General features: G+C 60.5%; 13 protein-coding genes and 1 rRNA gene. 5 read left to right on the top strand and 9 right to left on the bottom strand.

The window, feature by feature from the left end; genetic code table 11:
- Positions 1-58: 58 nt before the first annotated feature.
- From rrf to VX159_RS10115, 4 genes are all read left to right on the top strand, one after another.
- Positions 59-172 (top strand): 5S ribosomal RNA (gene rrf, locus VX159_RS10130).
- A gap of 235 nt (positions 173-407) precedes the next feature.
- The gene (htpG, locus tag VX159_RS10125; RefSeq protein WP_371322766.1) at positions 408-2,312 is read left to right on the top strand and encodes a molecular chaperone HtpG; all 1,905 of its coding nucleotides are present in this window, start codon (positions 408-410) and stop codon (positions 2,310-2,312) included.
- A gap of 61 nt (positions 2,313-2,373) precedes the next feature.
- Complete coding sequence (locus VX159_RS10120; RefSeq protein WP_371322765.1) at positions 2,374-2,595, top strand: DUF3820 family protein; 222 nt, start codon at positions 2,374-2,376, stop codon at positions 2,593-2,595.
- Between the two features lie 179 nt (positions 2,596-2,774).
- The gene (locus VX159_RS10115) at positions 2,775-4,559 is read left to right on the top strand and encodes a GspE/PulE family protein (RefSeq protein WP_371322764.1); all 1,785 of its coding nucleotides are present in this window, start codon (positions 2,775-2,777) and stop codon (positions 4,557-4,559) included.
- A 28-nt stretch (positions 4,560-4,587) separates the two neighbouring features.
- On the opposite strand, the gene VX159_RS10110 is transcribed toward VX159_RS10115, so the two are convergent.
- The 3 genes from VX159_RS10110 to nth all read right to left on the bottom strand — a co-directional run bounded on the left by VX159_RS10110 (position 4,588) and on the right by nth (position 6,418).
- Complete coding sequence (locus VX159_RS10110) at positions 4,588-5,232, bottom strand: hypothetical protein (RefSeq protein ID WP_371322763.1); 645 nt, start codon at positions 5,230-5,232, stop codon at positions 4,588-4,590.
- Between the two features lie 91 nt (positions 5,233-5,323).
- Positions 5,324-5,758, bottom strand: a complete 435-nt coding sequence (locus VX159_RS10105) for a DUF1841 family protein (RefSeq protein WP_371322762.1) — start codon at positions 5,756-5,758, stop codon at positions 5,324-5,326.
- A gap of 27 nt (positions 5,759-5,785) precedes the next feature.
- Positions 5,786-6,418, bottom strand: a complete 633-nt coding sequence (gene nth, locus VX159_RS10100) for an endonuclease III (RefSeq protein ID WP_371322761.1) — start codon at positions 6,416-6,418, stop codon at positions 5,786-5,788.
- A gap of 95 nt (positions 6,419-6,513) precedes the next feature.
- Between nth and VX159_RS10095 the strand changes: the two genes are divergently transcribed.
- The gene (locus VX159_RS10095) at positions 6,514-7,896 is read left to right on the top strand and encodes a diguanylate cyclase (RefSeq protein WP_371322760.1); all 1,383 of its coding nucleotides are present in this window, start codon (positions 6,514-6,516) and stop codon (positions 7,894-7,896) included.
- 18 nt (positions 7,897-7,914) lie between these two features.
- On the opposite strand, the gene VX159_RS10090 is transcribed toward VX159_RS10095, so the two are convergent.
- The 6 genes from VX159_RS10090 to rsxA form a co-directional block, all read right to left on the bottom strand.
- A complete protein-coding gene (locus VX159_RS10090; RefSeq protein ID WP_371322759.1) occupies positions 7,915-8,613 on the bottom strand; it encodes an electron transport complex subunit E in 699 nt (232 codons plus the stop codon).
- Positions 8,610-9,269, bottom strand: coding sequence for an electron transport complex subunit RsxG (gene rsxG, locus VX159_RS10085; RefSeq protein ID WP_371322758.1), 660 nt, complete (start codon positions 9,267-9,269; stop codon positions 8,610-8,612). Before rsxG ends, VX159_RS10090 begins: the two co-directional genes overlap by 4 nt.
- A complete protein-coding gene (locus VX159_RS10080) occupies positions 9,266-10,228 on the bottom strand; it encodes an RnfABCDGE type electron transport complex subunit D (RefSeq protein ID WP_371325512.1) in 963 nt (320 codons plus the stop codon). Before VX159_RS10080 ends, rsxG begins: the two co-directional genes overlap by 4 nt.
- A gap of 76 nt (positions 10,229-10,304) precedes the next feature.
- Positions 10,305-12,023: an electron transport complex subunit RsxC gene (gene rsxC / locus VX159_RS10075; protein WP_371322757.1), complete on the bottom strand. Its 1,719-nt coding sequence runs from the start codon at positions 12,021-12,023 to the stop codon at positions 10,305-10,307.
- Positions 12,023-12,592 carry an electron transport complex subunit RsxB gene (gene rsxB / locus VX159_RS10070; RefSeq protein WP_371325511.1) on the bottom strand — a complete coding sequence of 190 codons (570 nt, stop codon included), beginning with the start codon at positions 12,590-12,592 and terminating at the stop codon, positions 12,023-12,025. The genes rsxC and rsxB overlap by 1 nt, the downstream gene beginning before the upstream one ends.
- Before the next feature lie 12 nt (positions 12,593-12,604).
- The gene (gene rsxA, locus VX159_RS10065; RefSeq protein ID WP_371322756.1) at positions 12,605-13,189 is read right to left on the bottom strand and encodes an electron transport complex subunit RsxA; all 585 of its coding nucleotides are present in this window, start codon (positions 13,187-13,189) and stop codon (positions 12,605-12,607) included.
- Positions 13,190-13,224: the final 35 nt, after the last annotated feature.

Here is a 13,224-nt window from a genome sequence, read left to right as displayed (position 1 = left end):
CACTAATACCTTCTTCCAATACACCGAATAGCAACATTCGGAATACAACCAGTTTCCGTCTGGCGGCAATAGCCTTCTGGTACCACCCCTTCCCTTCCCGAACAGGACCGTGAAACAGATGAGCGCCAATGATAGTGAGCACCTCGCTCGCGAAAGTAGGTCACCGCCAGACATCCCATTCAGAACCCCTCCTACACAACCGTAGCGAGGGGTTCTTCGCTTTATGGCACGCTGAAATACTCCTTTAGCCAGCTTGTGTCCTGTCGTGGACTGCTCGCCGAGGCCTTTCTCTCGGGTTGGTTGCGCAAAATTTCTCCGATAAAAAATCACCTAGCCGCTTGAAATTGCTTCTCCTGCCCTTATATCGGTCTCTGTCCTTTTGAACGTACCGATTGGGAGTTTCAAGCATGTCCGAATCCGCGACCGCAAACCGCGAAACCCTGGGTTTCCAGGCTGAAGTCAAACAGCTTTTGCATTTGATGATTCACTCCTTGTACAGCAACAAGGAGATTTTCCTGCGCGAACTGGTTTCCAATGCTTCCGATGCCTGCGACAAGCTGCGCTTTGAGGCACTGAATAACGCCGCCTTGTATGGCGATGATTCGGAGCTGAAAATCCGTGTCAGCTTTGACAAGGAAGCGCGCACCGTGACCATTTCGGATAATGGTATCGGCCTTTCGCGCGAGGAGGCGATTGTGCATCTGGGGACCATCGCCAAGTCGGGTACTCGCGAATTCTTTTCCGCGTTGACCGGTGATCAAGCCAAGGATGCCCACCTGATCGGCCAGTTTGGCGTCGGCTTTTATTCGTCGTTTATTGTTGCCGACAAGGTGACGGTGATTTCCCGCCGTGCGGGGGTCGATGCAACGCAGGCAGTGAAGTGGGAATCGGCCGGCGAGGGCGACTATTCGGTTGAGGTGGTCGAAAAGGCTGGGCGTGGCACGGACGTAATCCTGCACCTGCGTGAAGGTGAGGATGAATTCCTTGGTGGCTGGAAGCTGAAGTCCATCATTCGCAAATACTCCGATCACATCACTTTGCCGATCGTGATGCAGAAGGAAGAGTGGAAGGACGGCGAACAGGTGCCGACCGACGAGGTGGAAACGGTCAACCAGGCCAATGCCCTGTGGGCGCGGAGCAAATCTGAGATCAGCGAAGAGCAGTACAAGGAGTTTTACAAGCACGTCGCCCACGATTTTGACGACCCGTTGTCCTGGGTGCATGCCCGTGTTGAAGGCAAGCAGGAATATACCCAGTTGCTCTACGTGCCGGCGCGTGCGCCGTTCGACATGTGGGATCGCAATGCTCGCCACGGCGTCAAGCTCTATGTCCGTCGCGTCTTCATCATGGATGATGCCGAGCAACTGATGCCGCAATACCTGCGCTTTGTGCGCGGAGTGGTTGATAGCAGCGATCTGCCGCTGAATGTCTCGCGCGAGATTCTGCAGCAGAGCAAGGATATCGATGCCATCCGCCACGGTTGCACACGCAAGGTGCTGAGCATGCTTGAGGACATGGCCGGCAGCGACAAGGAAAAATACGCCAAGTTCTGGGATGCCTTCGGTGCCGTGCTCAAGGAGGGGGTCGGCGAAGACCATGCCAATAAGGAAAAGATCGCCGGCCTGCTGCGTTTTGCCTCGACCCACGGCGATGGCGAACAGCAGACCGTATCGCTGGCTGATTACATCGCTCGGATGAAGGATGGTCAGGAAAAGATTTACTACGTTACCGCCGACTCCTTCAATGCGGCGAGGAATAGCCCGCACCTTGAAATCTTCAAGAAGAAGGGGATCGAGGTATTGCTGCTTTCCGATCGCGTCGACGAATGGGTGGTCGGTCACCTGACCGAGTTTGAAGGCAAGGCACTGCAGTCCGTCGCCAAGGGCGGCCTTGATCTCGGCAAGCTTGAGGATGAGGCCGAGAAGCAGGAAGCCGAAAAGGCTGCCGACGAATACAAGGAGCTGTTGGAGAAGGTCAAAGCCGCGCTGGATGAGAAGATCAAGGACGTGCGCGTCACCCATCGCCTGACCGACTCGCCGTCCTGCCTGGTATCCGACGAATACGACCCGTCCGGCAACCTGGCACGGATGCTCAAGGCCGCCGGGCAGAAGGTGCCCAACGCCAAGCCGATCCTCGAAATCAACCCCAATCATCCGGCGGTGCAGCGTTTGAAGTACGAGGAAAGCCGTTTCGACGATTGGGCAGCCCTGCTGTTCGAACAGGCGACGCTGGCCGAAGGCGGCCAACTCGACGATCCGGCCGGCTTCGTGCGGCGTATCAACGATCTGATGCTGGCCTTGTCCGGCAAATAAGCGGTTTTTCGCCGCGCAACGAAAATGGGGCCGCGTGCCCCATTTTTTCTGGAGTCTGCCGATGCAAGCCGAAGACCTGCAACGCCTTGTGATCTACCCGATGCCTTATGGCAAGTACCAGGGCCGGATGCTTGCCGATCTGCCGGGGCATTACCTTGGTTGGTTTGCCCGGGAAGGATTCCCTCGGGGTGAGTTGGGCCGCTTGCTGGCTCTGATGTACGAAATCGACCACAACAATCTCCGCGATCTGCTGCTTCCTTTGCGTCGGCGTAGCGAAACCTGATAGCGGTGAAGACTGCCAACCTCTCCAGTGACAGGCCGCAGCAAATTGAATTCGGCCAAGCTCAACGAATTTGATCCGGTTTTACGGTCGACCGTAAAAAATGGTAAAAATCCCGTAGGGAATCGGCTCTAAATGCGCCGGCGAGGCCAGTAGGAGACCTTTCGCGCTATAGTCCGGGGATGAAAGAACAATCCGTTTCCGAGCACAAGCTGAGCCTTTCCGAGTTGCTCAACTGGCTGGTTGCCGACCGCCTGGTCAGCCGTGAGGATGCCGATGCCCTGGCGGTGGAGCGGCGCTTGCACGGGGCCAAGGCGCATCCGCTGGTGGTAATTGCCGACCGCAAATGGCGCGATCCGCGCGCACCCGGGCGCATCCTTGCGCTGGAGCCACTGACCGAGTGGCTGGCAGCACGTTGCGGTCTAGACTATTTGCATATCGATCCGCTCAAGATCGACTTCACCGGTGTGGCCGATGTGATGTCGAGCGCCTATGCTGCGCGCTTTGGCATCCTGCCGGTGCAGGTGACCACGCGCGAAGTGGTGGTGGCAACGGCTGAACCTTTTATCCGCGAGTGGGTGAACGAACTGCAGCCCATCCTGCGCAAGGAAATCCGGCGGGTGCTGGCTAGTCCCGAAGATATTTCGCGTTACCTGGTCGAGTTTTACTCACTGGCCAAGTCGGTCAAAAAGGCTTCAGCTCGCGGTGACACGGCGTCGGGCTTGTCAAGCTTCGAGCAATTGGTCGAACTCGGACGCGGCAATCGGCAACTCGATGCCAACGACCAGCATATCGTCCACATTGTCGATTGGTTATGGCAATACGCTTTCGATCAGAAGGCATCCGACATTCATGTCGAACCGCGCCGCGATCTCGGGATCGTGCGCTTTCGCATCGATGGCGTGCTGCATCAGGTCTACCAGATTCCGATGGGGGTGATGGCGGCGATGACCAGCCGGATCAAGTTGCTCGGGCGAATGGACGTGATCGAGAAGCGGCGGCCGCAGGATGGTCGGATCAAGACCCGGACCCCGTCGGGGCAGGAGGTTGAACTGCGCTTGTCTACCTTGCCGACCGCCTTCGGCGAAAAACTGGTGATGCGGATTTTTGATCCCGAGGTGCTCGTCCGCGATTTCCGCTCGCTCGGTTTTTCCGACGACGACCAGGCGCGCTGGCAGCAGATGACCCAGGCACCGCACGGGATCGTGCTGGTCACCGGGCCGACCGGTTCGGGCAAGACGACGACGCTGTACACCACCTTGAAGCAGTTGGCGACGCCGGAGGTCAATGTATGCACCATCGAAGATCCGATCGAGATGATTGAGCCGGCGTTCAACCAGATGCAGGTTCAGGGGGCCATCGACATCGGTTTTGCCGACGGGGTGCGGGCGCTGATGCGGCAGGATCCGGACATCATTATGATCGGCGAGATCCGCGATCTGGAAACTGCCGAGATGGCGATTCAGGCGGCGCTCACCGGGCATCTGGTGTTATCGACGCTGCACACCAACGATGCTCCCAGCGCGATTACCCGCCTGCTCGATCTCGGGGTCCCGGCCTATCTGATCAACTCGACCCTGCTCGGGATCATGGCTCAGCGGCTGGTGCGCACGCTGTGCCCGCATTGCAAAAAATCGGCCCCGACCAGCGATGAACAGCAGGCTGCCTGGCAGGCTCTGGTTGCCCCCTGGAAGTCGGCGGTACCGGCGCAACTATGGCAGCCGGTCGGTTGCCTGGAGTGCAGGATGACCGGCTACAGTGGCCGGGTCGGACTTTATGAAATCCTGCTCAATAGTCCCGAGGTGCGTAAACTGCTCAAACCCGGTGCTGATCATGTGAAAGTGCGCGAGCAGGCTTGCCGCGAAGGCATGCGGTTACTGCGTATTTCTGGCGCAATGAAGGTGGCGCAAGGGCTGACTTCGCTCGATGAGGTGATCAAGGTTGCGCCACCGGCCGACGAGGTCTGAGCTTACTTACTGCCCGGGGGGGAAGGTCTTAGTATTTACTGCTCAGGCCCGGTTGACCGTAAAAAGGCGGAACCCGTCCGACCAAGGCTTCGAGCAGGATCAGTTCGGCATCGCCATGGTTCTGCACCGATGCCGGAACCGCTGCCTTGTCACCATTGGCCAGCAGGTACAGCGGCCGGTCGTGATGAAAGGTCTGGATCGTTTCGCGCTGTTCCGGGCGGTGGTGGCTGACGATGTCGGCCACGCCATAGCAAAGACAGAAATAGACCCGCTCCGGCTCGGCTTCGATATAGCAGCCGGTGCCGCGAATGCCGATAGTCGCGGTCGAGGTTTCCAGCGATTTGTCGCCTTTGCCGAAAACCGACAACAGTTTGCCGTGCAGGATACGCAAGCCGGCTTTCAGGCCATCGCCATTGAGCGTCACTTGCGAGTTGTCGCGCTGCAGCCAGGCGTCGTTGCCGACAATGTAGATGGCTTCGCCGCCCGCCCCGGTGGTGATTGTGTCACCCGCCTTGATCGGCATGCCTGCCGTTGCCGGTTGTCCATTGACACGAACTTCGCCGCGCACCCGGTGCAGGCCCGGTGGTGGCAGCTTGCTGCCGGCACTCCAGGCCGGCAGTACGGCATGGGCGGCGAGGGCCGCGCTGGCTTGCAGGATACGGCGACGTTGCATGGCGGACTCCTTGGCGTGACCCCGGGGGGCTGGTGAAAAATCCCGATTTTCACGGTCGACCGTGAAAAACGCAAAAAATCGTGGCTTTCCGTCAGAACAGGCTGCTGGCCTTGCGTTTGACCGCATCGACATAGGCCAGCGCATCCATCGCCGTGCCTTGGCGTTGAGCTTGCCAGATGGTTTCGCCCAGGCATTCGAGCAGGATGTGCTCGGCCGCGTGCGGGTCCATTCGCGTGCGCAGGCTGTCGAATGCGGCACGAATCCCCGGTGGCTGGTCGATGCTGACCTGTTCGTGGATGGCCAGATGCAGCGAAAGATGCAGGAAGGGATTCATCTGCCCCGTTTCCGGCGTCCAGTCCTGCTCCAGCGCCTGTTCCGGGTTGCTCAGCAAGGCGTGGTATTCAGGGTGGCGGGCCGCCAGATCGGCCGCAGTCACTTCGGCGCCAACCAGCGGCAGGCGCTGGCAGTGTTTGTTCCAGGCATCGCAAAAAAAGCGGCGGACCTGATCGCGGGAGGGATTGAACATGTTGGACTTCCTGAGGCGGGCGTTCGGTCAGACCGTCTTGCCCTTGAATTTGCAGAGATCGACGACGATGCAGCGGGCGCATTCGGGCTTGCGCGCCTTGCACACGTAACGCCCGTGCAGGATCAGCCAGTGGTGTGCATCCTTGGCATAGTGCGCAGGGGTCGCCTTGAGCAGCTTCTTTTCCACGTCGAGCACGGTTTTTCCCGGCGCCAGGCCGGTCCGGTTGCCGAGGCGGAAAATATGGGTATCGACGGCGATGGTCGGCTGGCCGAAGGCGGTGTTGAGCACCACGTTGGCAGTTTTGCGGCCGACCCCGGGCAGGGCTTCGAGCGCGTCGCGCTCTGCCGGCACCTCGCCGCCGTGGCGTTCGAGCAATTGGCGGCAGGTAGCGATCACGTTTTTCGCCTTGGTCCGGTAGAGGCCGATGGTCTTGATGTATTCGGCGAGGCCTTCTTCACCGAGAGCCAGCATCTTTTCCGCTGTCGGCGCTACGGGGAAAAGCCTGGCTGTCGCCTTATTCACGCCGACATCGGTGGCTTGCGCCGAGAGAATCACCGCGATCAATAGCTGGAATGGGGTGGCATAGTCGAGTTCGGTCGTCGGTGCCGGGTTGGCGGCTTGCAAACGGGCGAAAAAGGTTTCGATCTCGGAACGGCGCACGATATTTAAGCTTGATATTACTAAAGTAATATACGATAGTAGTGACACTGCATTTTACCCGACCTCGCGCAGGCTGACGGTCTGCTCCCAAGAATATGCATGCCCATATCGATCCCGCCCAGCTGGTGGCTGGCAATCCGGTTCCTACCATTGTCGTCGATGCGAATCATCGCGTGACGCATTGGAATCGCGCCTGTGCTGTATTGACCGGGGTTTCCTCCGCGGAAATGATCGGCACTCGGGAGCAGTGGCGGGCGTTTTATCCGACTCCACGCCCGATTCTTGCCGATCTGATCATCGACGGCGCCCTGGACGGCGAGGTTGCTCAGTTCTATCAGGGCAAGTACCGGCGCTCGGCTTTGATCGCCGGTGCTTACGAGGCGGAGGATTTTTTCCCGAATTTTGGCGAACACGGGCGCTGGCTGTATTTCACTGCTGCGCCGGTCAGGGACGCGGAAGGGCAGATCGTTGGCGCGATCGAGACCCTGCAGGATGTGACCGAGCGGCGCCAGGCCGAGGCAGCCTTGCGCGACAGCGAGGCCTACCTGCAGCAAGTGGTTGATGGCTTGTCGGTGGCGACGCTGGTGATCAATGCCGAGCACCGGATCACTCACTGGAATCGCGCGCTTGAGGTGATGAGCGGGATTCCGGCCAGCGAGGCGCTCGGTACCTGCAATCAGTGGAAGAGTTTTTACCCGGCAGCTCGCCCGATCATGGCCGATCTGGTCCTCGATGGGGCGATGGAAAACCTGGTTGACCGCTTTTACCACGGGCGCTTCCGGCGCTCCCGGCTGGTCGATGGCGGCTATGAGGCCGAGGATTTCTTTCCCCACCTGGGCAGCGACGGGCGCTGGCTCTACTTTACGGCGGCTCCGGTGCGGAATGCGCGGGGAGAAGTGGTCGGGGCGATTGAGACCCTGCAGGATGTGACTGAGCGGCGGCGGGCCGAAGAGGCTTTGCGCGAGAGCGAAGAACGTTACCGTCTGCTTAGCCTGACCGATTCGTTGACCGGCCTCTTCAATTCGCGGCACCTGCGCGAACGTTTGCAGGTCGAGGTCGAGCGCGCGCAACGCTATCAACGGCCGCTCGCGTTGCTGGTTCTCGATTGCGACAATTTCAAGCGGATCAACGATACCCACGGCCACCTTGAAGGTGACAAGGTACTGCAGCAACTGGCCAGGATCATCTCCGGAGGGATGCGGCGAACCGATAGCGGCTATCGCTATGGCGGTGAGGAGTTTGTTGTGTTGTTACCGGAAACCGACCTGGCCGCAGCAGTACAACTTGCCGAACGCCTGCGCGAACAATTCGCTGCCGCCACCGTGACGACGGAAACGGCGGCCGAATTACGTTGTACGGTCAGTATTGGGGTCGCCGAACTGAATGCGGGCGAGTCCGGCGAGGATTTGGTGCGCTGTGCCGATGAAGCCTGCTATGCCGCCAAAGGGCGGGGCAAGAACTGCGTCGTGGCAGCCTGAGACAGTCGCAGGCCGGGCTCAGGCAGTCGGGTGGCAACCACCGGAGGTGACCGGCGGTGGGGCTTGCAGTTTGGCGCGTTCGGCCGCGCGCGCATCCAGCCAGTTTTTCCAGGCAATCATGCAGCCCAGCAGGATGAAGGCTCCGGGGGGCAGCAACGCCAGCAGGAAGCCCGGGTAGCTCTCCGGCAACAACTGGATCGGCGACAGACCGGGAAAAACCATGTCGATACCGCCGAGCAGCGTGCCACTACCCAGCAATTCACGCATGCCGCCGAGCAGGGCCAGGGTCCACAGCATCCCGACACCCATGAACACGCCGTCGAACATCGAGTGCAGCGGGGGGTTCTTGGCTGCAAAGGCCTCGACGCGGGCAAGCACGATGCAGTTGGTGACGATCAGCGGGATGAAGATCCCGAGCACCAGATACAGTTCGTGCAGATTGGCGTTGAACAGCAGGTCGACGACGGTGACCAAGGCCGCGACGATCAGGATGAAGACCGGAATCCGGATTTCGTGCGGGATCAGGTTGCGTAGCGAGGCCACCGCAACGTTGGAGAGCGCCATCACCAGAATCGTCGCCAGCGACAACATGATGCCGTTGACTGCGTTGGTGGTCACCGCCAGTAGCGGGCAAAGGCCAAGAATCTGGGCAATCGAGGTGTTTTGTTTCCAGATGCCGTTACCGGCAATGGTCTTTAGTTCTTCGCGGCTGATCATGGGTTTGCTCCGGCAAAGAGTTGGGCGCCATTCTTTTCCGCCCACTGGACAGCTTTGTGTACTGCCTTGCTGACTGCGCGCGGAGTCACGGTAGCGCCGGCGTAATAGTCGATCCGCCCGCCGTCCTTTTTGACCCTCCAGTCGCGCTCGCTGACTTCAGCCAAGCTCATGCCGGCGAACTGGGTGATCCACGGCCGGGCCTTGTTCTTGTCTTTCTTGACCTCGATGTAGTCGCCCAGGCCCGGGGTTTCCTTGTGCTGCGTCACGCGCACACCGGCAACGGCACCGTTGTTGCGTACCGCGACGATCAGCCGGATCTTCCCAGCGTAGCCATCCGGGGCGACGGTTTCGAAGATCAGCGCAACCGGGGTATTGCCCTGGCGGGCACGATACACGGTCGACGCTTCGCTGAGCCCCAATTCAGGTGTGGGTGGCAGGTTGACCGTGTCGCTCAACAAGGCATTGTCGTATTCGCCGCGCGGGAGCACTTCGTCGATCAGCTTCATTTTTTCCTCGATCGCCGAGGCTTCGATGGCCGGCTTGGTCCACAAGTAGGCCCCCGAGAGCAGGCCGGTAAAAATGATGACGAAGACGAAAAGAATCGCGGCAGTGCGCGTTGCCATGCCGGTGGCAGTGATTTCGCGGGCGGCGTTCATGACTTGTCCTTCATCCCGAAGATCGCTGGCTGGGTGAGCAGGTCAATCACCGGCGCGCACAAATTCATCAGTAGCACGGCAAAGGCGATCCCGTCCGGGTAACCGCCAAAGACGCGGATCAGATAGGCGAGAATGCCGGCGCCGGCACCGAAGATCAGCTTGCCGCGCGGCGTCGTGCAGCCAGAAACCGGGTCGGTGGCGATGAAGAAGGCGCCAAGCATGGCACCGCCGGAAAACAGATGGAACAAGGGGCTGGCGAACTGGGCCGGGTTGTACAGCCAGAGTGCTGCGGCCAGCGAGCCCAGGCCGACAATGAAGGCGGTCGGCACGTGCCAGGTGATGATCCCGCGCCAGCACAGCCAGAGGCCGCCGAGCAGGTAGGCGCCGGTGATCAGTTCCCAGCCCCGGCCGGCGAACTGGCCGTAGATTTCCTGATTGGCGAGCAATTGTGCGACATCGACGTTCTCGCCAAGCTTTAGCCCCGTCTTCAGCGTGTCGAGGGGGGTCGCACCAGACAGTGCATCAATCCGTGGGGCCAGGCCGAAAACAACCTGCAGTTGTTCGCCGAAGGACAGATGCAGGCCCAGGGCAGGCCATTGCGACATCAAGGCCGGGAAGGAGACGATGCAGACGGCGAAGGCGACCATCGCCGGGTTGAATGGATTCTGGCCGAGGCCGCCGTAGAGATGCTTGGCGATGATCACCGCGAACGCAGTGCCGACCACGATCAGCCACCAGGGCGCGAGCGGTGGAAAGGTCAGCGCGATCAGCCAGGCGGTGACCAGGGCCGACCCGTCGCCGAGGAACAGTCCGAGCGGCTTGTGCATCAGCTTCAGCATCAGCGCCTCGGCGGCCAGGGCGCTGGCACTCGCCAGCAGCAACTGGATCAGGATCGCCGGACCAAGCAGCCAGGCGTAGAGGGCGATACCTGGCAGCAGTGCCAGGCAGACTTGCGTCATCACCTTGCTGACGCTGGCGTCCTTCAGGAGGTAGGGAGCGGGGGCAAACACGGTGTCAGAGTCCAGAAGGCAATAGTTAGGCGCCGGATGCCGGCGGTTCGGACGCGGCGGTCGCAGGCTGGCCGGCCTGACGGCGGGCCTCGATCTCGGCGACTTCCTTTTGCTGCTCCGGCGTCAGGGCTTCGGTATTTTTCGGTTGGGCGGCTTCGCGCTGGGCCTTGGCGCGCGCCATGGCCGCAGCGATCGCAGCCTTTTTCGGGTCGATTTCGCTGTCGACCGTAGATGCCGGTGCACTGGTGCCCGTGTCGGCCCCACCGGCTTCGGCGGCAGCTGCAGCGGCAGCCTCCGCAGCCTTTTTGGCGGCTTGGGCGGCAGCGGCCTTGGCCAGCTTCTCGGCCTTCTCGGCTTTTTCGCGCTCTTCACGGAACTGCTTGAATTCGAAACGATCCTTGGCTGTATCGGCGGCCTTTTTCTCGCGTTCCCGAGCCCAGATTTCGCTCTTGGCGAAGCGGAAATACTGCACCAGCGGAATCCGCGATGGGCAGACGAAGGAGCAGCAGCCACATTCGATGCAATCGAAAATGTGGAACTCCTGAGTCTTGCCGAAGTTTTTCGAGCGCGCGTGCCAGTACATCTCGAACGGCTGCAATTCGTGCGGGCAGGCCTGGGCACACGAGCCGCAGCGGATGCACGGCATCTCCGGCGCCTTGGGCGGGAACAGCTTGGGTGAGTGGGCGATCAGGCAGTTGGTGGCCTTGACCACCGGCACCGTGGTGTCGGGGACCAGGAAACCCATCATCGGGCCCCCCATCACGATCCCGTCGGTGTCGGCTTGCGGGCCGGCCAGTGCCAGCAGTTCGTCCATTGGCGTGCCGATCAGGACTTCGTAGTTGCGCGGCGTGTCGACGTTGCCGGTGACCGTGACCAGGCGTGAAATGACCGGCTCACCGTGGGCAATCGCTCGCCAAGCAGTGTAGGCGGTAGCGACGTTGAAGCACTGCACGCCGAGGTCGGTCGAGCGCTTCGATGCCGGAACTTCCTTGCTAGTGAGGACGCGGATCAACTGCTTGGCACCGCCCGCCGGGTAGCGGGTCGGCACTGCGATTACCGCGAAGTCTTCGCCCACGGCGGCAACCGCCGCCTGCATGGCAGCGATGGCTTCCGGCTTGTTGTCCTCGATCCCGATCAGCACTTTTTGCGGTTGCAGCAGATCGCGGAAAATCCCGATACCGCGAACCACGTCCTCGGCGCGTTCACGCATCAGCAGGTCATCGCAGGTGATGAAGGGCTCGCATTCGGCACCGTTGATCACCAATTCCTGCATCGGTACCGTCTTTGACGCGGTCAACTTGCCATGGGTGGGAAAAACTGCGCCGCCCAGACCGACCACGCCGGCCCGCTGCAGGTGTTCGCGCACTGCTTCGGGTGGCAGCGTCCGATAGTCTAGGGGCTCGCGGGCGATCCACTCGTCGTGGCCATCCGGCTCGATCACCACACAAAGGGCATCCAGGCCGGAGGGGTGGGGCTGCATGTGCATGCCGACTTCAACAACCATACCCGAGGTCGGTGCGTGCACTGCCGATGAAATCCAGCCATCGGCCTCACCAATCAGTTGTCCCTTGAGTACACGCTCGCCAGCCTGCACCACCGGCTTCGGCGTACCGCCGATGCTCTGGTGCAGCGGAACCACCAGCCGCGACGGCAACGGGGCTTGTGCAATTGGCAGGGTAAGGGACTGGGCTTTGTTGGTCGGCGGCTTGACCCCGCCGTTGAACTTGAACAGGTTGAACAACATCAGGCGGCCTCTTTGGCGTCTGCGGCCTTGCGCATTTCAGGCTTGAGCTCGAGTACCGGGTATTTCCACTTCCAGTTGTCAATGCTTTCAGCGATTGCTTCGATCCGGATGCACTCGACCGGGCAGGGGGGCAGGCATAACTCGCAACCGGTGCATTGGGCTTCGATGATGGTGTGCATTTGTTTGGCTGCACCGACAATCGCATCCACCGGGCAAGCCTGGATGCACAGGGTGCAACCAATGCAGGTGTTCTCATCAATGATGGCGATGGATTTGGGCTTTTCCTCTGCGTCGAGCGGCTTGACCTCGCGGCCGAGCAGGTCGGCCAGACGCTGGACTCCTTCCATGCCGCCGGGCGGGCATTTGTTGATTTCCTCGCCATTGGCAATGGCCTCGGCGTAGGGCTTGCAGCCGGGGTAGCCGCACTGGCCGCATTGGGTTTGCGGCAGAATCGCATCGATCTTTTCGACCAGCGGGTCGCCTTCGACCTTGAACTTGATCGACGCAAAGCCCAAGGCGGCGCCGAGAACGACGGCCCCGAGGGCCATGATGGCAATGGCGGCAAGGATTTCCATGATCGCTTACTGGTATTTGTCGAGACCGGCGAAACCCATGAAGGCCAGCGCCATCAGACCGGCGGTGACCATTGCAATGGCGGCGCCGCGGAAATGCGCGGGCACGCTGGCACCTTCGATCCGTTCGCGGATGCCGGCAAACAGGATCAGCACCAGAGTGAAACCGACCGCGCTGCCAGCTCCGAACAGCAGCGACTCAACGAAGTTGTAGCCATTGGCAATATTCAGCAGTGGAACACCGAGTACTGCGCAATTGGTGGTGATCAGCGGCAGGTAAATGCCCAGTGTCTGCTGCAGCGCCGGGGAGGTTTTGGCGATGACCATTTCGGTCAGCTGTACGATCGCAGCAATGGTGACAATGAACGACAGGGTGCGCAGATATTCCAGACCGAAGGGAATCAGCAAGGCATGATCGATGATGTAGCTGGCACCGGTCGCAACGGTCAGCACGAAGGTCGTGGCTGCCCCCATCCCGTAAGCCGTTTCCAGTTTTTTGGAGACGCCCATGAAGGGACAGAGACCGAGAATCTTCACCAGCACGACGTTGTTGACCAGGACCGCGCCAACGAGGATGAAGAGATAGTGGGACATGATCGGTGCCGGGGATGTGAATTCGGGATTATCGT

It is taken from the genome of Dechloromonas sp. ZY10 (assembly GCF_041378895.1).
Lineage (GTDB): Bacteria > Pseudomonadota > Gammaproteobacteria > Burkholderiales > Rhodocyclaceae > Azonexus > Azonexus aquae.
The sequence above is the reverse complement of the archived record's forward strand: the minus strand, read 5'-3'. Positions and strand labels throughout refer to the sequence as shown.

Coding starts and splice junctions, on each gene's coding strand:
- rsxA (WP_371322756.1), bottom strand. CDS start 13,189: ATGTCCCACTATCTCTTCATCCTCGTTGGCGCGGTCCTGGTCAACAAC.
- VX159_RS10090 (WP_371322759.1), bottom strand. CDS start 8,613: ATGATCAGCCGCGAAGAACTAAAGACCATTGCCGGTAACGGCATCTGG.
- VX159_RS10110 (WP_371322763.1), bottom strand. CDS start 5,232: ATGCAACGTCGCCGTATCCTGCAAGCCAGCGCGGCCCTCGCCGCCCAT.
- VX159_RS10120 (WP_371322765.1), top strand. CDS start 2,374: ATGCAAGCCGAAGACCTGCAACGCCTTGTGATCTACCCGATGCCTTAT.
- VX159_RS10095 (WP_371322760.1), top strand. CDS start 6,514: ATGCATGCCCATATCGATCCCGCCCAGCTGGTGGCTGGCAATCCGGTT.
- VX159_RS10115 (WP_371322764.1), top strand. CDS start 2,775: ATGAAAGAACAATCCGTTTCCGAGCACAAGCTGAGCCTTTCCGAGTTG.
- VX159_RS10105 (WP_371322762.1), bottom strand. CDS start 5,758: ATGTTCAATCCCTCCCGCGATCAGGTCCGCCGCTTTTTTTGCGATGCC.
- htpG (WP_371322766.1), top strand. CDS start 408: ATGTCCGAATCCGCGACCGCAAACCGCGAAACCCTGGGTTTCCAGGCT.
- rsxG (WP_371322758.1), bottom strand. CDS start 9,269: ATGAACGCCGCCCGCGAAATCACTGCCACCGGCATGGCAACGCGCACT.
- VX159_RS10080 (WP_371325512.1), bottom strand. CDS start 10,228: ATGACGCAAGTCTGCCTGGCACTGCTGCCAGGTATCGCCCTCTACGCC.
- rsxC (WP_371322757.1), bottom strand. CDS start 12,023: ATGTTGTTCAACCTGTTCAAGTTCAACGGCGGGGTCAAGCCGCCGACC.